The organism is Gracilimonas sp. (assembly GCF_014762685.1).
In the GTDB taxonomy this organism is placed as follows: domain Bacteria; phylum Bacteroidota; class Rhodothermia; order Balneolales; family Balneolaceae; genus Gracilimonas.
The window spans coordinates 118,418-141,267 of sequence record NZ_JABURM010000005.1 but is presented as its reverse complement, the minus strand read 5'-3'; the positions used below and the strand labels follow the sequence as shown (position 1 = coordinate 141,267).

The following is a 22,850-nucleotide window of genomic DNA, read 5'->3' as shown; positions in this document are numbered from 1 at the left end:
GAAGTCGAAAAATCTTAACGAATGAAATTCTACGTTTGTATTAAAATGGTGCCTGATGTAAATGCACCTCTTCAAATCAAAGACGGCCAGCTGATTCAGGATGCTGACCGACAGATCCTTAACGCATACGATGCCTCCGCAGTTGAAGAAGCACTCGTTCTTAAAGAAAAACATGGCGGTGAAGTGGAGGTGGTTTGTATCGGTTCAGCCAAAGCTTCTGAAACTATCCGGAAAGCACTTGCCATGGGTGCAGATAAAGCAACTCATATAGTAGCATCAGGAGATGAAAACTTTGACTCAGGGTCTTACGCTCGGATTCTTGCTAAATTCTTTGAAGACAAAGAATACGATGTGCTATCTCTTGGAAAACAAGCTCAGGATACTGACGCCGGACTTACCGGAAGCATGGTAGCTGCAATGCTGAGTCTTCCTTACACCACCAATGCGGTTGGATTAAAAGCCCAAGACGGTAAGCTTATTGTAAAACGTCAGGGAGATACCGGTCAGGAGATGATCGAGCTTCCAACCCCTTGTGCCGTCACATGTTCCAATGATATGAACGAGCCGCGCATTCCGAATTTGAAAGGAATTATGGCCTCCAAGCGTAAACCGATGGAGCAGGTTGAACTTTCATCTCTTGACTTGAGTGAAGACGAGTTAACTGCCAGCACTACCGTTCTCGGCTACGAAGAAAAGCCTGAACGTGAGGCCGGTAAGAAATTTGAAGGCGAAGCGGACGAGATCGCCCGCGAAGTAGCACAACTGCTGGATACGGAAGCAAACGTTATTTAAGAGAAATTAGAAATGTTGGATTTTGAATACGGGAACTCATTCAAAATCCATAATTCAAAATTATTACTGAAAGGAATTACTCATGAGTACTATTTTAACACACATCGCCATTGCAGACGGCAAAATCAAACGATCATCATTAGAGGTTCTATCTCACTGTAAACAGCTTGCTGATCAAGGCGGACATTCCGTTGAGGCTGTAGTTGTGGATTCCAATGCTTCTTCATTTGTGGAAGGCATTCAAAAATACGGAGCCTCCAAAGTGTATGTAGTGGAAGACCCGATCTTCAAAAATCACATGAATACACCTTTGTTGAAAGCACTTGTTAAGGTGATGGAATCCGCAAATCCTTCCGTGTTTGCATTCGCATCAACTGAAAGTACCAAAGACATATTAGGCGCACTTGCTGCCAATCAAAATGCAGCAGTACTGCCCGATGTTTCCTCTTTTGAATTGATGGATGGTGGCGTTAAAGCCAAGCGTCCGGTGATGGCTGCCAAGATTATTTCCAACACCCAAGCTAAAGGCGACACCGTGCTCGTTTCCGTCCGGTCCGGCTCATATGACCTAGCTGAAAATGAGACTTCAGCAGAAGTCGTGAATGTTGATTTCTGCATGGAAGACAGCGAGCTGCAAGCCATCCTCAAAGAAATTATCTCTGCTTCCGGTGATACCATCGACCTGAACGAAGCTGAATCGATTGTAGCGGCCGGTCGTGGCGTGAAGGATGAAGAAGGTCAAAAACTGATCTCTGAACTGGCTCAAGTGCTAAATGCAGGAATCGGAGCTTCCCGGGCATTGACAGAAGCCGGTATATACGATCCAAGTTTACAAATCGGTCAAACCGGGAAAGTGGTGTCCCCACAATTATACATTGCCGTTGGAATTTCAGGAGCCATTCAACACGTGGCCGGTATGGCAAACTCCAAAGTGATCGTAGCCATTAATAAAGACCCTGATGCCCCCATCTTTGAAATTTCAGACTACGGAATTGTAGGAGACTTATACAAAGTACTCCCCCCATTTATCGAAGAACTCAAGAAAATCAAGAATTAGTAGTGAGTATTGAGTTTTGAGTGGTGAGTTTTAACTGTACCACTCAAGACTCAATACTCAAAACTCAAAACTATCCTTATGGACGAAAAGTTTGATTGTATCGTAATTGGTGGTGGCGTAGCAGGCTTGGCTGCAGCTATGACGCTTGCCCGAAATAACATGAAATTCCTCCTCATCGAACGCGGTGAATTTGCCGGATCTAAAAATGTATCCGGTGGTGTTTTGTGGGGAAGTGATCTTGCGAAACTAGTTCCCAATTATTGGGAGGAGAAAGACGGAGGATGGGAGCGATTTATCAATCATCGCCGGCTCACCCTCATGGACGAGCAATCTGCTTTCACTCTTGATTTCAAATCTTCTCACTTTAATGAAACACCATATAACGGAGTAGTTGTACTCCGGTCGAAATTTGACAACTGGCTGTCCGGGAAGGTTCAGGAAGCTATCGATGCCTCCGATTACGCCATGGATTCCTTCATTGCAACCAACATAAAGGTTGATGAAGTACTGATGGAAAATGATAAAGCCGTTGGCATCAAGACCGGCGAAGATGAGTTCCATGCTGACTCTGTGATCATTGCCGAGGGCGTGAATAATCTGCTCACCCGTCAGGTTGGTTTACAGGATGATTACGTCCCGGCCGACCATATGCTTACCGGAATCAAAGAAATTATACGGTTCGATCAGGAAGTGCTGGAGCAGAAGTTTCAGCTCAATGGACTCAGCGGGATGAGTAACGAATTTGTAGGCTGGGCTACCGATGGTATTGAAGGCGGTGGATTTTTATATACCAACCGGGATACCATTTCTTTAGGATTGGTACTCGGCATTAAAGACATGCGTGAAAAGGAAAAGAGTCCGCATGATGTACTGAATCATTTCAAAACACATCCTGCCATTGCCGATATCATCAAAGACGGAGAAGTGGTAGAATATTCTGCTCATGTGGTTTCTTCAGGTGATAAACGAGCAATGCCAAAGGAGTTGTATAAAGATGGGGTATTACTGGCCGGAGAATCTGCAAATTTATTGATGAATGCCGGAAAAGCCATTCAGGGAATGGATTATGCCATGCGCTCGGGAATTTTGGCCGCAGAGACTATTGTGAAAGCCAAAGAAAAAGGTGATTTCAGCTCTGCTACTTTAAAAGAGTATCGCAAAGTGATGGATGAAAGTTATGTAATGAAGGACATTAACGGATTTCAGGATGCTGTGCATCTCCTTCATACCGAAACCATGCAACAAAAAGTACCAAATTTAATCTGCGATTTTGGCCGACAGTTCTTCTCCATCAAGAATGAACCAACACCGAAATCTAAAGATATGCTGAAGGGAGCTGTGAAGCGACATGCCTCTTTCTGGGAACTCGCGAAATTAGGATTTAAAGCAGGAAAATCATTATAAGCTTTCAGCTATCAGTCTTCAGCTTTCAGTTATTTTGAATCATAACTGAAAGCTGAGAGCTGACGGCTGAAAACTTTTCAAAAAGCTAAACAATATGAAAAACCTCAAACTAACAGAACGCCTCGGACTTGTAAGCTACCGAAATCAGGCTAAATCAGAGATCAAGCCGCATATTATTGTGGATACGGATATTTGCAACTCTACCTGTCCGCATAAATGCACCACTTATGTTTGCCCTGCCAACTGCTATACTATGGATGATGCCGGACAAGTGCATTTTCAGGTGGAAGACTGCATCGAGTGTGGAACCTGCATGTATGCCTGTGATCAGGGAGCCGTGGATTGGAATTTTCCTGATCCTGAGATTGGTCGGGGTATTACCTGGAACTTTGGTTAATAGTCCTTTCTCGTTTTATAGTATTGTGGGGTTTCCCAGCGTAAAATCGTAATACTTTTTATGTCAACACCATAGTTTTTTTGAGTAACAAACAATATTGTCTACCTCATACAATGCTTATCAATTTCCTGAATTCAGGAGAATCCCTCTCTAATTCTAATCTTTGCAATCTTTTATTTCAACTCAAGGCGAAGATTACAACCACATGAAAAAAAGCATCCAATTCGTTCTTGTAAATAACTAATTATAATAAATTTAAATTAGTCATTTCTACCCCCTATTTTGTTGGAACATATTGCACTTAGAATTGTTTAAATAAGTGAATTTCAAATAACCGAATAACAAAAATGCAATATTTAATAAAGAAATATAAGTTTTTATCCCTTTTATTAGTTCTAATCACTTCTTTTGCCTTTACGGCATGTAATACTAACAGTGGGCCCGGAACGGGGACTATGACAGTATCTCTCACTGATGCACCCGCTAACTACGATGAAGTAAACATTGAGATTCTTCAGGTTTTAGTTAACAAGAACGAGACAGCAGAGGCGCCTGAAGATGCCGAAGACGAAGAAAATGGATGGAATCCCATCATGGATGATTCCCTTATTGTTAACCTGCTTGACTATCAGAATGGAACCTTACTTGATTTAGGTGAAACCGAGTTGGAAGCAGGAAGATATAACCAAATCCGACTACTCCTTGGTGATAATAACAATGTGGTTATAGATGGAGAAACATATCCTCTTACCACACCAAGTTCTCAACAATCCGGATATAAATTAAACGTACAAGCCGATGTTGAAGAAGGCCAGGTATATGAATTGGTCATCGACTTTGATGCTTCTCAATCTGTTGTTGAAAACGGCAGTGGTGATTATATCTTAAAACCGGTACTTAGAACTGTAAATCTACAGTTTCAAGGCAGTATAGCTGGAACAGTACTACCATTAGAAGCAGAGCCCTTTGTGTATGCCATTGCCGGTGAAGATACCGTTGGCACTCAAGCTGATGATCAAGGCAATTTCACATTAATTGGACTGGCAAATGATACTTACAATGTATGGGTCAATCCAACTAATGAAGCATATGCCGATTCTTTAATTGAAGGCATCGAAATTGAAGATGGAGAAGATTTTGAGTTCGAAGAGCCTATCCAATTAGAAGGTTCGGGCTCCTAAAAACCTGACAATTGAATTAAAATCATAAGCCCGCTTCAAAAGAAGCGGGCTTTTTTTATACACTATATTATACCTTTCCAACACCCAATTAATACTATCTTTTTTTCTCTATTTTAGGTGAGCCCGCTTTAGCAAATACAATATTAATTCACATTTATAAATGAATACTGCTGAATTTTATAAAAGCCTGAATATTGTCCCTACTTTCAAAGAAGTATCTAACCCTAAGCTTTACACCCCCCTTCCGGACAACTGGCACTTGGCTTTAGCAGATATTCGAGGCTCCACCGATGCCATCCGTATGGGTAAGTATAAAGAAGTGAATATGGCAGGGGCATCTCTTATTGCCGCTCTAAATAATTTTTATGATCAGGAAAACTTACTTCCTCATCTATTTGGTGGAGACGGCTCTCTGATTGCACTTCCCAATCAAAAAATTGACGAGGCAAAGGGAATCCTGGCTTTCTGTAAAAACGCTGTAAAAAATGCTTATGACCTGGAAATGGCAGCAGGCATCGTTTCTATGAAGGAGCTTAGAGAAGCAGGTCATGACATTGGGATTGCACGGCTTAGGTTATCTGATTTTATCGATCAAACCATATTTTGGGGAAGCGGAGTTACTTATGCCGAAGAACTCATTAAAAAGGAAAACCGGTTAGAAAAAACTGAACCTATTGAAGCTGATTTTTCAGGATTGGAATGCAGATGGAGTCAAGTACCCAGTGGTAAGGATGAAGTGGCTGCATATTTAATTCAGACTTATGAAAAAAATAATGCAGAAAGCGCTGAAATCTATGAGAGATGCTTTGCCAAAATTGCTGAGATTTTTGGAGATGAAAAGGATTACCACCCTATCCGGAAAGACGCGTTAAAGATGACTGTTAACCCCTTGCTCTTGGGGGTTGAATGGAAGCTTAGAACACAGCCGCCCACACTTATAAAAAAGCTAAAACATTTCGGGAGAATGATGTTACAATTATTAACCGGACTGTATCTCATGAAATTTAAAAAGAAAACCAACTCAACTAACTGGGGAGATTATAAGCCCGATTTAATACAACATGCCGATTATAAAAAATTTGGAAACGGTTTAAGATTCATGGCTTCCGGCACCATACAGCAACGGATGAAAATGATTCAGTTTTTAGATGAAGAATTTTCAAAAAGAAACCTGGTTTATGGAGTGCATTCTTCCTTCGAAGCTATGATTACTTGTTATGTAAGAAGCTATCAAAGTTATCATATTCATTTTGTGGACGGTTCCGATGGCGGTTATGCCAAGGCTTCCCAGGAATTAAAAAACCGGCTTTTACAACTTAAAATGAGTTGACCGGCATTGTATTCAGACCATTAACTATTTGGCTTAATTCCTTTAGCAACCACAAACTCTCCGGGAATTTGATATCCCGTTCCGTTTCGGTAAGCAGCAATCGAATCAAGGTACTCCTGATGTGCCTCTTTCCGGGTCTGCTCATCAAATTTTTTGTAAGCCAGGGCTACCGGCCCTCCGGCAAAAGCAGCCATAATGGCGACCTCGGGATCAGGATAATGAAGGGTGGCAGAAAAACGCTCTATCTGTATCTCTTCAAAGCCGGCTTGAGCCAAAGAATGCTCTAGTGTATTGCCGGTTCCCTGCTGAAAAAAAAGTGGGCAAACATCGGAAGCCACTCTCTTATCTACGATCGGAAAAATATCTGCCCAACCACAGTTTTTTCGTTCACCCCAAATGGCTACCACTGCTCTTTCCCCGGGTTTAAGAACTCGATTCATTTCCTTCAGTGACTCCACAGGATCAGGTACATACATGAGCCCTAAAGCACAAATAGTTGCATCAAAAGAAGCGTCATCAAGTTTCAGGTCTTCTGCATCCATTCTCCGGAAATTTACGTTCTTGACATTTTTCTCTTCTGCCTCCGATTCTGCTATCTCAATCATTCCATCCGAAAGATCCGTAGCAACCACTTTCCCGTCAGACCCTACGGCTTCTGCGATACGAACTGTCACCAGTCCGGTTCCACAGGCCGTCTCCAGCACCTTTTCGCCCGGCTGCAAGTCAGCCATTTCCATGAGCTTGTCTTGCGCCGGTTTTAGTTGTTCCTTCCAGGAGTCTTCATAATACTCTGCGGCTTTATCCCAGCCGTATCGCTGTACACGTCGCTGCAGTCTTGGTTCCATAGTGTTATTATCAGTTTTTGGTTTCCAGTTTTTCTTTTTCGCTTTTTAGAATGTTGACTTCCCGTTCAACCTCATTAGGGCGAGTAAAATTTTTTAAAACCGGGCTGTGGGCATCCGCTTTTTCGATGACCTGATTTATAATTTTTTCAGAAGCCGGACTTTGAATGAACACCTTGTACCTTAGTCCTTTATAACCCGGTGTCAAATCATCAATTCCATATGCACCCCTTGCATCTACATCTGCTTCCACCTCTACTTCCAGGCTTTCGATAAGCACATCCATAACAGCCGCATATTTTGCATATCCGATTGCAAGACAACTCCCCAGTGCCGCCCTTTCCAAAATACTTGGCCCCGGGCCGGCATCATTGCCACCTTCAGTTTTACCAATATCCGCAGTAAATTTCCACGGTCCGTGTTCAACTTCACAACTGGTTCCATCATATAGCCGTACTTTTGTGGTAGTTGAATACTGCCCTTTTGAGGGTTTTATGGACAGTAACTTCCGGTTTCGCTCATACGCCTTTTTAATGATCTCCTGATCTGCCATTCCAATAGCCTTTTTTTATTCGTTTGATTTTTCCGATGTGATAAAAATCGATTCCAATTGTATTTCTTCTTCACCTTCTTTAAGAACAGGATCAGTTTTATGTGTGGAGCCCTGTACTGAAAATTCATTTTCTTCCAGTATCGACCTCCAGCCGGTCTCTGTATAAAGATTAAACCCATACTTTGTAAAAGGAAGGTCAAGCATGCTTTCCCTGGACCTCATTCCGGTATAAAATTTTCCTCCCGGCTTCAGTACCCTACGAATTTCTTTCAGGTGCTCTGCAGGATCCTCCCAGAAATAGACCACCATGTTGCAAAAAACCTTATCAAATGCTTCGTCTTTGAAAGGAAGACTATTACTGTTTCCTAAAAATAATTTAAGCAAGCCGGAGTCAATGAAATTACCATTATTGGCACTTGCCCTTTCAACCATATCCTCTGAATAATCGATACCGCGGATTTGAACATTTTCTACCCTGGTAAGAAAATCTTTAAAATGCTCACCGCCTCCGAAACCAATTTCGAGAATCAAATCATTCTCTTTGATCTCCATGGCTTGAAGGGCAAGATCGTACAGAGGTCGATTCCCTATACTCATCTTATCAGCAACTTTACCGGCAAATTCTCCGGCCGGCTTGCGAAGTTGGTCTGCAATCAGTTTTAAGTCTTCCATAGAAACTTTTGATTTTTCAGTTTAGCTCTTTCTGGGAAATGGCAAGAGCATCCGGACCCGCTTGCGGTATTCTCTATACTTCTCCCCGTGACTTCGAATCAAATCCCGCTCTTCAAACCATATACCTATAAAAATATAACCCGTTGTCGCAATTGCAAATACAAGATGGCCAAGGGTCATATAAGGAGTCGCCCAAAATGCAATAATAAACCCAAGCATGAGTGGATGACGTAGATATTTATAAAGCCATGGCTCTTTAAATTGCACCGGTGTAATTGCTTCACCTTTCAAGTGCAGATATACCTGCCGCAAACCAAAAAGATCAAAGTGATTGATCATAAACGTGGAGAGCAATACAATACCCCATCCCAACCAAAACAAGCCGGTTAATAGCATCTGCCAGGCACCTTCTTCAATACTCCAAATTATCTCCGGCATGGGGCGCCACTGCCAAAACAAAAAAAATAGTATTAAGCTGCTAATCAGTACATAGGTACTCCGTTCAACTTGAGCCGGAATAATTTTAGTCCACCATTTTTTAAACCCGGGACGTGCCATCGCCGAATGCTGAATGGCAAACAGGGAAAGTAAACCTGCATTAATCAAAAGCGCATAGATTAGATTTTGGGACTCAGAACCTGTATTAATTCCTTTTGGAACCAATAATTCCCCTACAAAACCGATTGCATAAAGAAAAGATCCCAGGAATATGATATAAGCTATAATTCCATAGATGAAAGAAAGTATTCGACCAATCATTCTGATTTTACCTCATATTTATTTTATTAAGTGATATGTTAGTTTATAACATTCAGTTCTTGGTAACAGAACCTCGTGCTTCCCGGATGCCGGTTCGCTTCGAATCTCTGGCATTATCGAGTAGCCTCTCATAGTACTTTTGGGCTGTTGATTCATTTCCCGCCTTTCTGGCAGCTCGTGCAGCACCAAGTAATGTATTGTAACGCTCCGGCCATATAGCATTGGATGCTTTATAAGCTTCCAGCGCCTCAGCAGGACGATCAAGTTTCATAAGCAGCTCACCCAAAGCTTCATTAGCTGGTAATAATGCGCCGGGAGTAACCGGATGCTTTTCGGTAGTGGATTCCAGTTCAGCGGCAGATCTTATGAGTTCTACCGCTTTTTCAGCCTCTCCGCTTTTATAAACTATCCAGCCATCAAGTATGCGTCTATCAATTTCGATATAAGAAGCCATGTCATCAGCCCCGCTCGATTTGGCTTTCTTCCGGAGATTCCTGAGTTGTTGTTCTGCTTCTCTTGCGCCTTCAATATCACCGGTATTTACCGCGCCCATGCCTCGGGCGAACCAGCTAATTCCCTCTGCCCAAGGAAACTCATCCCAGGGTAAATATTCAGGGGTTCGCGGCTCAACAGCCGCTGCTTGTTTCCAGTCACGGCGTTCCACTCCTAATCGAGCCGGGATGGCTGCAAAGTGATAGGAACTAACCGTGGAGGCCTGGTATCGACCTTTCTCCCAAAACGTTTCTACAAGAGGCTCAATTTTTTCATCCTCACCTTGCTGCAAATAAGCATAAACCAGGTAATCAATAGCATGTAAATAATGATGTGATACGGCTCCATCCACCGGATGATCTAGAGCAGCTTCAGCCGATTTCTTGTTCCATCTTATAATCTCAGGCCAATCCCCCAGACGTACGTAGATATGTGTTGGCATATGCAGGGCATGTGGAACATCAGGAGCAATTTTACCATAGGCTTCTACCATGTCCAGTGCATTTTCGGCACGCCCGTCAACATCCGTAGAATGAATAGTATAGTGAATGGCCCCGGGATGACTTGGAACCTGCTCAAAAATCTCACGGAGTATTATCTCGGTTTCATCATGAAGTGGTTCACGATCTTCAGCAGTTTGTGCAAGTGTCAAACGTGAGAGTCCATAGAATGCTGCGATATCAAAATCACCGGGATAAGCATAGTAAGCGGTTTCCATGCCATCAGCCCAGCGGTTAATCCGAGTCCAAAAATCTGTTTCCTCCGGGTTTTGGAAAAATGATGCCGTTGCCTTTACCAAAGACTTCTCTCGCTCAGAATTGACCAACTCCAAGGCTTTCTTACTATTTCGCCATCCAATCAGCAGGTCCTCTTCACTTGGCTGGGTGCCCCAAAGCGGCTGAAATAGTGTGGTAGCTACTCCCCAGTAAGCCATTGCGCAGTTCGGAGCAGCATCAGTAATCTCATTGAAAGTTTTTCGAGCCGTCACATACATCATATTATGCAACATGGCCAGTGCCCGGTCAAAGTCCGCCTGAACAGTTTCATTACAAGAAACATTGAAATCAACAGTACCATATTTATACTGTTGAGCAACGGACACCTTAGGTGCTGTTGTAAAGAATAATGCAAAACTGAATAAAGAAAGAATTATTAATCGTAACATTTAATACGCCTCCTATTACAATTTCTTTTTTGATACCTGGATGAGGATGAAAATTTCCACAATCATTTGGGCACTACCCATTTCCCATTTTTGAAAATTCCGTCCTGAAAAGTGGCACGATTTCCATCTTCATCTATGAAATAACCCGATTCGTATACGAGCCTCCGGTCATCATCTTCAATCACATGAATTGTTTCAGGTTCTACAGCATGATTGTAGGGGTTGTAGGAAGTACCACTCACCTCCACAGTATTGCGGAAGTACTGCTGCAAAAAACTTTGAGGGATATTGACTACAAAGTAGAAGCTTTCATCTTCTTTATTAAAAACACCGGTGGTGTAATCAGCTCCCCGATGAGTGGTAGGACAATACTCCCCAACCACGGCGCAGTCAAATCCTGATAATTCTCCTTCTATACTCTTTATGGATTGCACAATGCGGTTATTAATATCATCACCCGGTTTGAATTCAGTATTTATTCCGGAATTCGAAACATAACCCACTATCAATAATCCTGTAATGGCCAATAATGTTAGTGTAATTTCAAAATTCATGACTTTTATTTTTTTTTGATTGTGAATGACACCTCGACTCAAACAACTTTATTCATTTGAGTACAAATAAAGGCAGCCTATTCGATTGGAAAATGTGCTTTAGTTTTACTTTTTTAGCATTGATACCAACATCAGTGAAATACCTGTTCATTATATAAAGCCGAAAAAAAGGGTGTACTCTATCAAAAAAATCTAAATTTCTTCTAAGTGACTGTTTATTTTATCATTACGAGGCTGATAACCAAATATAAATATGGAGAGGCCGGAATATGGATACTGTGAAAATCACTAACCTTTTGAAAGCTCATTCATCCGGAGACGCAAGTGCCCTGGATGAGCTGATGCCATTGGTATATGATGAAATGCGGGATATGGCTCACTTCCGGCTGTTGGGAGAACAATCCGGACACACTCTCAACACCACCGACCTGGTGCATGAAGCTTATTTGAAATTGGTCCAATTCAATAGAATTGACTGGGAAGGCCGTGCACATTTTTATGGGATGGCTTCACAAGTTATGAGAAACGTACTTGTTGATTACGCCGTAAAGAAAAAAGCAGAAAAACGTGGGGGAAACAGACATCGCGTAACACTGGGGCCTCAAAAAGTACCTACCGGAGTCAACCTGGAAGATATCCTTTCGATTCACCAAGCCCTGGAACGACTGGGAAAAATTGATGAGCGACAAGTTAAAGTAGTAGAATGCAGGTTCTTCGGAGGTTTGACCCTTGAAGAAACCGCCAAAGCCCTCGACATCTCCACAGCCACTGTAAGTCGAGACTGGAACATGGCCAAAGCTTGGTTGAACAGGGAATTAACTGAAACTACTAAAAGCTGATATTTATGGAAGACGGTATGACACATGAACGTTGGATGAAATTGAAGCAAATTTTTAATACAGCTTTAGAACTGCGAGGAGCAGAACGAGTTACCTACCTTAATGAAGCATGTGGAGACGACCGGGAACTGAAAGAAGAAGTCTTATCCCTGCTTGAAGCACATAAAACCTCTGGAAAATTCGACCAACCTCCCGAACAGCTCCTGAAAGAAGTTTTCTCAAAGCATAGTGCCGGAAATAAAAAAGGAGAGCACATCGGGCCTTATAAAATTATTGAAACCCTGGGGTATGGAGGGATGGGCAGTGTGTATCTTGCCGAACGTGCAGACGGACAGTTTGAACAACAGGTAGCTCTTAAATTACTTCGAACCGGATTTACCACTGAAAATCAAACTCGCCGCTTCCAGGCTGAACGACAAATTTTAGCCACACTAAACCATGAAAATATAGCACGATTGCTCGATGGCGGGGTCACCGATGACGGCCAACCCTGGTTTGCTATGGAACATGTAAAAGGTCAACCACTCGACGAGTATTGCGATGCCAAAGAACTCTCACTCGAACAGCGGTTGAATCTTTTTCTCAAGGTATGTGGTGCGGTACAATCTGCTCACCAAAAACTGATTGTTCACCGGGATCTCAAACCATCAAACATCTTGGTTACAGAAGATGGAACCGTAAAACTGCTCGACTTTGGCATCGCGAAGGTACTCGATCACGAAAATATCCTTGAAGGAACCGCATCATTAACAAAAACTGGTTTGTTGCCACTTACCCCTGCTTATGCCAGTCCCGAACAGGTCCGCGGCGAACCTATGACCACCGCTTCCGATATCTATCAGCTTGGTGTGGTACTATATGAATTATTAACAGGGAGCCGCCCGTATACCGTTTCCGGAAAGACCCCAAGTGAGATCGAGCAAATCATATGTGAGGAGCATCCAACCTTACCCAGTACCGCCATCACTGAATTACTTCATGAGGGGAAAGATGCTGAAAACTCACTCAAAAAAGTCAGCAGCAACCGACAAACTAAAGTTGCCCAACTCCAAAAGTATTTAAAAGGAGATTTGGATACGATTGTAATGAAAGCTATTCGGAAAGAGCCTGACCGCCGATACGAATCCGCTGAACAACTCGCCGCTGATGTCAGAAATTATTTAAATGGACAAACGGTGACCGCTCACCCGGATTCTTTGGGATATCGGGTAAACAAATTTGTTCGACGTCACAGGTTAGGAGTGGCTGCATCAACCATCATTACATTGCTGCTTATTGGTTATGCCACAACTATTACCTGGCACTCGCAGCGCACACAAGCTGCTTTGAAGCATGCACAACAAGAAACTGCCAAAGCTGAACAGGTCACTGATTTTTTAATTGATATGCTTGAGACCTCGGATCCAGCTGAAGCTATGGGTGATACATTAACCACCTTAGTACTCCTAGAACGTGGAATAGCCCAAGCCGAGCAACTTGACAGTCAACCTGATATCCAAGCACGAATGTTCGATGCGGCCGGGCGGATATATATGGCTCTTGGACAATACGAAAATGCCCGTCCATTGATTGAACGAAGCTTAAATCTTCGAAAAGAGCTATTTGGCGACGACCATTTAATTGTATCCGAGAACCTTCATAACCTGGCTCATTTGCACAAAGAAAATGGGAATTATGACGTGGCAGGAAAACTTTACCAGAACGCCCTGGAATTACGCCGGGTACACCTCCCGCCGGATGACCCCCGTATTGCCGAAAGCTTGTATCATTTGGGAATGTTTCATCAGCGGGTAAAAAGTGACTTGGAAACCGCCGAATCCTTTTTAAATCAATCTTTGGAGATACGACGTAAGGCTTATGGAATGCAGCATGAAAAAGTTGCGGAAAGTCTTCGTGGACTGGGTGGATTATCGTTGGCTAAAGGCAAACACAATGAGGCGGAAACATACTTTATAGATGCATTGGATATTCAGAAAGATTTATTGGGCGATAAACATCCTGAGACCCTCACTACTGTAAACAACCTTGCCATTCTTAAGGCATGGAGCGGTGACTACAATATTGCAATTACATTGCTACGGAAAAGTCTTAAACAACGATATGAAGTATTGGGAACCGGACATCACAGCACTGCTATTCAACTAAACAACCTTGCCTTCATTGCCGGTCATCAGGGTGATTATAATGAAGCTGAACAGCTTTTGAAGGAAGCGATTTCCGTAATGAGCGCTTCTGTTGGAGAAGATCATCCACATGCATTGGTTTTTAAAACCAGCCTTGCACGCATAAAACACATAACCGGAGAATATGAAGAAGCTGAAACACTTCACAGGGAAACTCTAAAAACAAAACGTGACCTGCTCGGACCCGGTCATCCTGATGTGGCCGCAAGCCTTATTCAACTAGGATCATTGCTTAGGGATCAACAAAATTACCGTGAAGCTGAGTCTTTACTTAGGGAAGCTATTTCCATCCACCACAATTCTCTAGGAGAAGAACATCCTTTGCTTATATCCGGTTACTATTTATTAGGTCAAATACATCTGGATGTTGGTAATTACCAAGAAGCCGGGAAGATTTTTCACGAAACATTAAAAATCCGGGAACAGACGCAAGCTATCGATCACGCGGATATTGCTATAGCCCACAGCCTTCAAGGGGCTTGCCTTACAGATCTCGAATTTTATGCAGAAGCCGAATCTTTAATTGGGGATGTCCATTCTTTGCTACAAAACATTGACGATACTGAACAGCTGTTAAGGCAGCAATTGCTTCAACAAATTATCGAGCTCTATGAAATGTGGGGGAATCCTGAACAGGCCCAGGAATACCGTAAACTGCTTGCGGATGCAAAAACTCAATCCAAGTAAAACTTCATTCTTTTCTACTCCTTGTCTCTCATTCTTGCCACGTATTAACCAAATCAACCCTGATTCTTTTTATAAAATTTTTCCTGGTCTATAACACTGCCCTCTTTTCTAATATCTTCGAAACTAGTATTCAAGGCCCAGTCATTGAATGAATCTTTCAGCTTTTTCCATACCGGGTGTAGCGGACATGGATCTTCTTCATCACATTTTTCATAGCCAAATACACAAGGCTGATCTTCCACCTCAAATCCGGCGGCCGTCAATACATCCATAATATTCAGCTCTTTCGGGTCCACACTTAGAACAAACCCGCCACCGTGCCCCTTTTGAGATTTCACATAACCGGCTTCCACCATTTTCCGCATAATCTTCGACAAATAATGGGAAGGTACATCCGAATACTCGGCAAGTTTTTTTGAACTAACTGGCTTTGAATTGCTTGCATTTACCAAGCCTGTCATTGCTCTTAATGCATAGTGGGATGTTTGATTTAGAAACATAATGAATCCTGCCTAATGTTAAAGTCGGCTTGAAACCGGATGGTCATTTAACCGTGATGAAGTTTTTTAATTACCTGTAGAAACAAGAAAAAATTACCTCTCATGCATACTCCTGCAAGATTAGAACATCTTTCAAACATCTACAAATCCATTATTTAATTAGAATATAAAAAATATTTCTTAATAGACTTGTCTATCTATTAAGAGAATCCTATTATAGACAAAGATATCTATTAAGATTGACCATACCTGTAATCAATGTTAACAATCCTTAAAAAGGCTATTCGGTTGCCAGTTGAAATCTGGTCTATAGAATCCGTGCTCTCACAGACGGATTTTTCCAAACGTTGGCTTAAGCTGGCGCTGTTCAGCCTTATGTTGGCCGGGCTTTTTTCTGCTGTAATTGTATTGGCTCGCACCCCCGGGTTGACGGAATTTATTAATGATCCCCTTTTTGCAAGAAAGTCACTGGTACTTCATGTCGATCTTGCTTTGGTAGTATGGTTTTACTCATTTCTTGCAGTGCTATTTATATCATTGACAAGCACCACTTTTAATTTAAGGTTAAACATTGCCATGAAAGTGGCGATAGTTGGGGTATTTATGATGGTAATCAGCATTTTTTTTAAAAATGCAGAGCCAATCCTTGCAAATTATATCCCCGTCTTAGACCATCCCTTTTTTGTAGGTGGAATTCTTTTATTCGGAATTGGACTGATTATCACTTTCTCATCCAAACCATCATCTGTTCACTCACCAAAAGTAAAACCGTCGTTCTATACGGATAATGCTCAACAATCAATTCGTTATGCCGGTTTACTTGTTTTAATTGCCATTTGCACATTTATCACATCCTGGGTTATTACTCCTGAGTTTGGAAATCGCACCACATTTTTTGAAGTAATTATGTGGGGAGGTGGTCATATTCTGCAGTTCGCAAATGTACTGGGCATGCTCACCGTTTGGTTCATTCTCCTTTATAAATTGACAGGTGGAGATACCATCTCCAAAGCTAAAAACAGGGTGCTTTTACTCATACTTGTAATACCTGCCTCAATCTCGCCCCTCCTTCTTATGGATGGCACAACAAGTCAGCTTTATTACAATGGATTTACTCAATTAATGAGATGGTTCATTTTCCCGGTGGTATTGATTTATATAGGAATTGTGATCAATGTTGTCTGGAAAGCCCGCAAAAGTAACCAAATTTCAGGCCCACTATTTAAAAACCTCTATTTCAACGGTCTGTTTGTAAGCGTTCTGCTTGCAGTTACCGGATTTTCAATCGGGGCAATGATCCGAACTTCATCTACGCTTATTCCGGCTCACTATCACGCTTCACTTGGAAGTGTAACAGTAGCTTACATGGTAATGGTATTCGTACTTATGAAAGAATACGGCTACAGTCTTGAGGGATTAAAAAGTGCAAAACTTGTGAGCTGGCAACCTCTTTTGTTTGGAATAGGACAAACTATTTTTGTAATCGGTTTTGCCTATGCAGGGATGCAAGGGATGGGCAGAAAAATGTTCGGGAGTGATCAAAGCATTCATTCAATGGAAGCCATGGTTGGCCTTGGACTAATGAGCATAGGAGGATTACTTGCCATGGGCGGTGGTCTTCTTTTTATCTATATCGTAGTAAAATCATATACCAATGGACTAAAAAAATAATCATATGGAAGAAGAAAAAATTCACCCTATCCAAAAATTCATGGACAATATCTGGTTGCTGTTAGCTCTTGGGCTTGGTGTGCCAATTCTGTCTTACACATTCTGGGGATTGGTAGAAATCTTTACCCTCCCAAAAGGAATTTTACCTTAACCAAAAACTAAATTTTAAGTAAATGAGCATATTTCATCCAAAAGGAAACTGGTTTCGATATCCTACCGGTGCGGAGCGGTTATGGGTTGGCCTGGCATTAGCATGGTGCCTGGTTATGTCTGTAACTATGCCTTGGTGGCACTTTCAGGGTAAACAAAATGCACCACAAACATCCTATGCAGTAGAACTTACAGACTTTGTTACTAAAGCCTATGAGTTTGCAGAAACAAACAAAGTGGGAGAAATGAATGGCATTCCCATTGCTGAAATAGAACCCGGAGGCGATGGCTACCTGTTGGGATCAATGTGGCACTGGTATCCTATCCTAAAACTTAAAAAGGATCAGACTTATCGCATTCATGTATCCTCATCCGATTTGCAACATGGGCTTTCTATACTGCCAATAAACATGAACATACATGTTTTACCCGGATATGATCATGTGATGACAATAACACCTACTACAACCGGTGAATTTAGCATTGTCTGCAATGAGTTTTGTGGCATTGGCCATCATACAATGACCGGAAAAATAATCGTCGAAGAATAAAAAACAGGAATTGAACTTATGAGTACTGAAACTATAAAAAGCGCAGCTTATCGGGTTTGTGATACGACGGGATTGTCCATTTTTCGAAAAGCAGAGTTTTTCACAAAAATAAATGCCGTTTTAGCCGTCATTTTTCTTTTAATTGGCGCCATTGCAGCAATATCACTTGCACTTACACGCTGGTCAAATGTGATGCTTTTGAATGACATCTGGTACTACCGGATGATTACACTGCACGGCGCAAATATGCTTGTTTTCTGGATCATTTTCTTTGAAATGGCTATTCTCTATTTCGCCAGTACAACACTGCTTAACACAGAGATATTCTCGAAAATACTGGGATATATTTCTCTTGTGTTGATGACTGTCGGAGCAGTTATTACCAACTATATCATCCTTGACGGACGGGCAGATGTAATGCTGACCTCCTATCCTCCCCTGCAGGCACACCCGTTATTCTATCTTGGAATAATCTTATTCGCTGTGGGAGCTTTGATTGTCTGTTTTAACTTTTTCGCCACTTTATATAAAGCCAAAAAGAATAAAACTTATGAAGGCTCCATGCCCCTGGTCACTTTTGGTGCCACAACAGCTGCAATCATTGCCGTTGTTGCCCTGCTTCACGGTGCTGCAGCATTGGTTCCTACCTACTTTTGGTCGATGGGATGGATGGAGATGATGGATCCCGGAGCTTACCGCCTTCTATGGTGGGGACTTGGCCACCACTCCCAACAGATTAATGTGGCCGCAATGGTTTCGGTCTGGTACTTTATTGCCACCTTAAGTACGGGAGCAAAACCACTTAACGAGACCGTTTGCCGTGGCGCGTTTATCCTATACATATTGTTTATAAACCTGGCTGCTGCCCATCACCTTTTGGTTGATCCCGGCCTCAGCTCTGAGTGGAAAATCTGGAACACTTCTTATGCTATGTACCTGGCCGTGCTAGCTTCTATGATTCACGGTTATACTGTCCCGGCGTCCATGGAAGTTGCCATGCGCCGAAAAGGGTTCAACAAAGGAATTTTTGGCTGGTTTGCCAAACTCCCCTGGAAAGATCCCGGATTCTCTGCAGTGGCGCTTTCCGCAATAATCTTCGGATTTATTGGGGGAATTACCGGTGTTACGCTTGGTACAGAACAAATTAACATCATGGCCCACAATACCCTGCGAATTCCGGGGCACTTCCATGCTACGGTTGTTGGTGGAACATCCCTTGCCTTTATGGGCCTCTGTTATTACCTCGTACCACTCATCTTCCAAAAAGATTTCTACCTGAAGAAGCTTGCGAGAATCCAGCCCTGGCTGTTTGGAGGTGGTATTGTAGTGATGTCAATGGGAATGTCTTTTGCCGGTACTTATGGAGTGCCAAGAAGACTTTATGACAGCGATTTCAGCGGAGCCAACCTTGAAACCGGCTTTGACCCCATTGCTCACATCTTCTTAGGTGTATTGGGAATTGGCGGTGTAATTGCCTTTATCGGGTTGCTGCTCTTCATCGTACTGATTGTAGCCGCGGTATTCTTTGGGCCTTCGTTGAAAGGAAAGAGAATGCCAACCTGGCAAAATGAACGCGATCAGAAAATGACTGATGAACTCATCAGTAAGGGTTATGAAGTAGAAGGGGAAGATTACCATGTAAAAACACCGGGTACAATTGCCCTGGTGCTCATCTTCCTGCTCAGCTTTGCTATCTACTACTTCGCCAACTGGGCGGCCTTAACTGATTTGTGGCACATCGGATAACAGTAAAAGAGTTTCTACAGTGAACAGTAAACGGTGATCAATATTAGTTAGCGATATCTGATCACTGTTTTACTGATTTCTGTTTTTTTTTGATAACAACTTATAACTGAACAAATGCTCGCATACCTCGAAAAATATTTTACCTCTTGGCGTTTTCCGGTCTTTATGCTGATTACCTTGTTTCTATCCTGGGTACTCATCATGATTATGGCATTTATCCCGGTTAGTGATACCGCTTGGGGAGCTTTTGCTGAAGACTTCAAAGTATTGTGCTTTGGATATGACCCTGAAACCGGAAGTTTTCAATGGATATACATGTTTATGTTTACGATCAATCCGGTGATGCTGGCGTTGGTAATATTCTTCGTCTGGCATGAGCCCCTAAAAAGGGTCTTTGCTTCCCCTTTCATTATTAAAAATCATGCGGCTATGGCCGTTTTTCTGGTCATTTCCGTTGTAGCTTCATTTTTAATGATGTACGAAATGCCGTCTGAAGGTAATTTTGAGTTTCGTCCGGAAGCGCTCAGGGTTTCTTTATCCCCCCCTGAATTTAGTCTGATTAATCACAGGGAAGAGCCGGTGAGTTTGCAGGATTATAAGGGAAAAGTGGTAATACTTACCTCCATCTATGCTACCTGCACCCATACATGCCCAATGATCCTTGATCAGGCAAAACGAACTCTTAACAACCTCACCGAAAAAGAACGGGAAGAAGTAATATTAATGGCTATTACCATGCAGCCGGAAATCGATACTCCGCACGTATTAAATCGGGTGGCCGATCAATACGGTTTTGAAAATTATAACGTACATTTATTAACAGGAGATGTTGATGATGTCAATACTTTATTGGACAGGCTAAATGTATCCCGTTTCAAAATGGAAGATTCCCCCGATATCAGCCATGCAAATCTCTTTATGGTCCTCGATCGTGAAGGAACTCTTGCCTATCGGTTTGCCCTTGGGGAACTACAGCAAGATTGGATGACCCAGGCCCTGAAACTCCTCATTAGCGAAGAAATACCAGACCGTTATAGCCACTAAGAGTTAAAAAGCAGGCGTGAGAAAGCAGTAATTACAACTCTCATGATTTAAATTTAAGACAGAGCATGTCATCAAAAAAAGATAATAATCTTGAAGTCAACGAGAACCAGTGGAACTGGCAGAAATTTAAAACCAATGTCGTAAAAGCCTCTGATGCAGGTCCTGACTCATCCATGCGCGGCCGTGAAATTTTAGATGCTGTCTATAAATGGTTTCGAAAACTTGATGGCTTCACCCACAAATATATTCCTGAACCATATCACCCTTTTATACAGACCGGTGCTATTGCAAATTTCATGTTTGCGATAGCGGTTGTAACCGGGTTTGCACTGCTGATTTGGTATAACCCCAGTGTTCATGAAGCCTATGACACCGTAGCAGCCATGGCAGATAAGCCATACACTGCGGAATTGATCCGAAGCCTGCATCGTTACAGCTCCGACGCTTTTATCTTGTTTGTAGTTTTTCATGCATTTAAAGTCTTTTTTGGAGCCCGCTTTACCGGTTCCCGCTGGCTGGCATGGGTAACCGGCATCATTGGTTTCCTCTTGATTTGGTTCGATGGATGGCTCGGTTATTGGCTGGTATGGGATGAACGCGGTGCTATGATAGCCACGGCAACCGCAAAAATGGTGGATGTCCTGCCCATTTTTGCAGAACCTTTAAAAGCTTCTTTTTTGACCGGAGACAGTTTTAACTCCGTTTTGTTTTTGATTGTTTTCTTTATGCACATGCTCATCCCCATTGGTTTTGGTATCGCCATCTGGCTGCACGTTTCCAGGCTCAATAAACCGGCTTTTTTTACGAATGCTAAATTCTCCATTTTACTGTTAGCCTCGTTGATCATTGTTTCCCTGATTTTCCCTGCTGACATTGAGGGACGAGCCGATTTAATGACCGCTCCCAATAATGTGACCGGAGATTATTTCTACCTGCTCCCCCTTATCCTCACTGAAAGACTACAAGGAGGGGCACTTTGGCTTATTTTCCTCGTAGGTTTTGTGACTATATCTGGTATACCCTGGCTCATGAAGCGGCGAAAAAAAGACACGCAACCGGTAGTAGATGAATTGAAGTGTAACGGGTGCGTGCAATGTTTTTATGACTGTCCTTACAATGCAATTACCATGGTGCCCCGCGGAAAAGGAAACATGAAGAAGAGTGAATTTGTCGCGGAAATCGATCACTCCATATGTGTTTCATGTGGTATCTGCGTGGGATCCTGTGATCCCGTTGCCATTGACTACCCCAACTTGTCTCCCTGGGAAATCCGAAGAAAACTAGACAACTGGCTGGATGACGACCGAACCCTTGAAGGCCAAAATGTAGCTTTTGTGTGCGGAAACAGTGCAGGAAGCTCACTTACTATAGATTCAGAGTCAGGGCTGTGCAAAGAAATGCCGGGCTACCTGGTATGCACTTTACCTTGTGCCGGATGGATACACCCCACGCTTATTGAAAGGTCTCTAAAAAAAGGAGCCGATGGCGTGCTGGTCATGGGGTGTGAGTCAGATCCCGACTTCAGGCTGGGAGCCGACTGGATGGGCGAACGAATTGAAGGCGACCGTCATCCCGAATTTCGTAAAGACCGTTATGAGGTTGACAAAGTGTTATATTTAAAATTAGACAAACCTGAATTCGGAAAATTTCTTAACGAAGCCCAGGAATTCGGAGAAAAGAAGAAAACTGAAAAGCCTAAAAAACTAAATACCCCATTTTGGAAACAAACTGTAATCGGGATCATTATTGCGGGTGTTATTGCCGGTTTTACCATTTGGCCCAGCTCCTACGGAATCCCCCTTCCCGATAAAGAGTCTGAGTTGATCATATCTTTCAAAAAAGAAGGTGCTCCTGTTTTTTCTGAACAACAAAACAATGAGAATCTGCCCAAACATATGCAGCGTAAAAATGTTCAACAAGTTGAGCGGAGATCAGATGTGGCAGTAAAAGTAACCGGGGCTGATGGCAAAGTATTATTTGAAAAATACTATGAGCCCAAAGGCATTTTCAGCAGAGGCTATAGCAGCGGACTTATAAATATCCCATTAAATCCCGGAGATCATACTTTAACAGTTCAATTTGGAGACGTATTGGAAGATGGCATTGACTGGGAAAGGAGCGACGAACAAGAACTGTATATTCAAAAAGGCGAACGGGTTGTCTTGAGATTTAGCGAACAAGCAGGATATCAATGGTATACCAGAGATAATCATTAATTGAGCTCCTTCAACTAAAGCATTTGTGTAGTTTTTTTATTAAATCAACCTTGTGATATTTATTC

The 22,850-nt window shown here is 42.5% G+C and carries 21 protein-coding genes; 14 read left to right on the top strand and 7 right to left on the bottom strand.

The features are described from left to right. Positions 1-21 precede the first annotated feature (21 nt). The 6 genes from HUJ22_RS00870 to HUJ22_RS00845 all read left to right on the top strand — a co-directional run bounded on the left by HUJ22_RS00870 (position 22) and on the right by HUJ22_RS00845 (position 6,161). Complete coding sequence (locus HUJ22_RS00870; RefSeq protein ID WP_290872334.1) at positions 22-792, top strand: electron transfer flavoprotein subunit beta/FixA family protein; 771 nt, start codon at positions 22-24, stop codon at positions 790-792. An 82-nt stretch (positions 793-874) separates the two neighbouring features. Then, positions 875-1,849, top strand: a complete 975-nt coding sequence (locus tag HUJ22_RS00865) for an electron transfer flavoprotein subunit alpha/FixB family protein (RefSeq protein ID WP_290872331.1) — start codon at positions 875-877, stop codon at positions 1,847-1,849. Between the two features lie 78 nt (positions 1,850-1,927). Next, positions 1,928-3,253 (top strand): FAD-dependent oxidoreductase, encoded by a 1,326-nt coding sequence (locus tag HUJ22_RS00860; RefSeq protein WP_290872328.1) that lies wholly within the window; start codon positions 1,928-1,930, stop codon positions 3,251-3,253. A gap of 94 nt (positions 3,254-3,347) precedes the next feature. Beyond that, on the top strand, positions 3,348-3,650 hold the full coding sequence (locus HUJ22_RS00855) for a 4Fe-4S binding protein (RefSeq protein WP_290872325.1): 303 nt from the start codon (positions 3,348-3,350) through the stop codon (positions 3,648-3,650). Positions 3,651-4,105: 455 nt separating this feature from the next. After that, entirely contained in the window at positions 4,106-4,831 is a 726-nt protein-coding gene (locus tag HUJ22_RS00850) for a DUF4382 domain-containing protein (protein ID WP_290872323.1), read from the top strand. Between the two features lie 160 nt (positions 4,832-4,991). Further along, complete coding sequence (locus tag HUJ22_RS00845) at positions 4,992-6,161, top strand: DUF3095 family protein (protein ID WP_290872320.1); 1,170 nt, start codon at positions 4,992-4,994, stop codon at positions 6,159-6,161. Between the two features lie 20 nt (positions 6,162-6,181). Here the strand turns inward: HUJ22_RS00845 and HUJ22_RS00840 are convergent, their stop codons facing one another. The 6 genes from HUJ22_RS00840 to HUJ22_RS00815 form a co-directional block, all read right to left on the bottom strand. After that, complete coding sequence (locus HUJ22_RS00840; protein ID WP_290872317.1) at positions 6,182-7,006, bottom strand: class I SAM-dependent methyltransferase; 825 nt, start codon at positions 7,004-7,006, stop codon at positions 6,182-6,184. A 10-nt stretch (positions 7,007-7,016) separates the two neighbouring features. Continuing rightward, positions 7,017-7,556 carry an OsmC family protein gene (locus HUJ22_RS00835; RefSeq protein WP_290872314.1) on the bottom strand — a complete coding sequence of 180 codons (540 nt, stop codon included), beginning with the start codon at positions 7,554-7,556 and terminating at the stop codon, positions 7,017-7,019. Between the two features lie 15 nt (positions 7,557-7,571). Further along, on the bottom strand, positions 7,572-8,228 hold the full coding sequence (locus HUJ22_RS00830) for a class I SAM-dependent methyltransferase (protein ID WP_290872311.1): 657 nt from the start codon (positions 8,226-8,228) through the stop codon (positions 7,572-7,574). A 21-nt stretch (positions 8,229-8,249) separates the two neighbouring features. Then, complete coding sequence (gene mddA / locus HUJ22_RS00825; protein WP_366870989.1) at positions 8,250-8,984, bottom strand: methanethiol S-methyltransferase; 735 nt, start codon at positions 8,982-8,984, stop codon at positions 8,250-8,252. Between the two features lie 55 nt (positions 8,985-9,039). Next, complete coding sequence (locus HUJ22_RS00820; protein ID WP_290872305.1) at positions 9,040-10,644, bottom strand: hypothetical protein; 1,605 nt, start codon at positions 10,642-10,644, stop codon at positions 9,040-9,042. A gap of 62 nt (positions 10,645-10,706) precedes the next feature. Beyond that, positions 10,707-11,198, bottom strand: coding sequence for a hypothetical protein (locus HUJ22_RS00815; RefSeq protein WP_290872302.1), 492 nt, complete (start codon positions 11,196-11,198; stop codon positions 10,707-10,709). 269 nt (positions 11,199-11,467) lie between these two features. Here HUJ22_RS00815 and HUJ22_RS00810 point away from each other — a divergent pair, with 269 nt between their 5' ends. Together HUJ22_RS00810 and HUJ22_RS00805 are read left to right on the top strand one after the other, a co-directional pair. Then, positions 11,468-12,037, top strand: coding sequence for a sigma-70 family RNA polymerase sigma factor (locus HUJ22_RS00810; RefSeq protein WP_290872299.1), 570 nt, complete (start codon positions 11,468-11,470; stop codon positions 12,035-12,037). Between the two features lie 5 nt (positions 12,038-12,042). Beyond that, complete coding sequence (locus HUJ22_RS00805; RefSeq protein WP_290872296.1) at positions 12,043-14,907, top strand: serine/threonine-protein kinase; 2,865 nt, start codon at positions 12,043-12,045, stop codon at positions 14,905-14,907. Between the two features lie 53 nt (positions 14,908-14,960). On the opposite strand, the gene HUJ22_RS00800 is transcribed toward HUJ22_RS00805, so the two are convergent. Then, positions 14,961-15,407, bottom strand: coding sequence for an Rrf2 family transcriptional regulator (locus HUJ22_RS00800; RefSeq protein ID WP_290872293.1), 447 nt, complete (start codon positions 15,405-15,407; stop codon positions 14,961-14,963). 288 nt (positions 15,408-15,695) lie between these two features. Here HUJ22_RS00800 and HUJ22_RS00795 point away from each other — a divergent pair, with 288 nt between their 5' ends. The 6 genes from HUJ22_RS00795 (at position 15,696) to HUJ22_RS00770 (ending at position 22,785) form a co-directional block, all read left to right on the top strand. Then, positions 15,696-17,078, top strand: coding sequence for a hypothetical protein (locus HUJ22_RS00795; protein ID WP_290872290.1), 1,383 nt, complete (start codon positions 15,696-15,698; stop codon positions 17,076-17,078). A gap of 4 nt (positions 17,079-17,082) precedes the next feature. After that, positions 17,083-17,229: a hypothetical protein gene (locus HUJ22_RS00790; protein WP_290872287.1), complete on the top strand. Its 147-nt coding sequence runs from the start codon at positions 17,083-17,085 to the stop codon at positions 17,227-17,229. Positions 17,230-17,251: 22 nt separating this feature from the next. Further along, positions 17,252-17,779 carry a hypothetical protein gene (locus tag HUJ22_RS00785; RefSeq protein ID WP_290872284.1) on the top strand — a complete coding sequence of 176 codons (528 nt, stop codon included), beginning with the start codon at positions 17,252-17,254 and terminating at the stop codon, positions 17,777-17,779. 18 nt (positions 17,780-17,797) lie between these two features. After that, positions 17,798-19,525 carry a cbb3-type cytochrome c oxidase subunit I gene (locus HUJ22_RS00780; protein ID WP_290872281.1) on the top strand — a complete coding sequence of 576 codons (1,728 nt, stop codon included), beginning with the start codon at positions 17,798-17,800 and terminating at the stop codon, positions 19,523-19,525. Positions 19,526-19,690: 165 nt separating this feature from the next. Further along, positions 19,691-20,569, top strand: a complete 879-nt coding sequence (locus HUJ22_RS00775; protein WP_290872278.1) for an SCO family protein — start codon at positions 19,691-19,693, stop codon at positions 20,567-20,569. 65 nt (positions 20,570-20,634) lie between these two features. Further along, positions 20,635-22,785, top strand: coding sequence for a cytochrome b N-terminal domain-containing protein (locus HUJ22_RS00770; protein ID WP_290872275.1), 2,151 nt, complete (start codon positions 20,635-20,637; stop codon positions 22,783-22,785). The last annotated feature ends 65 nt before the right edge of the window (positions 22,786-22,850 follow it).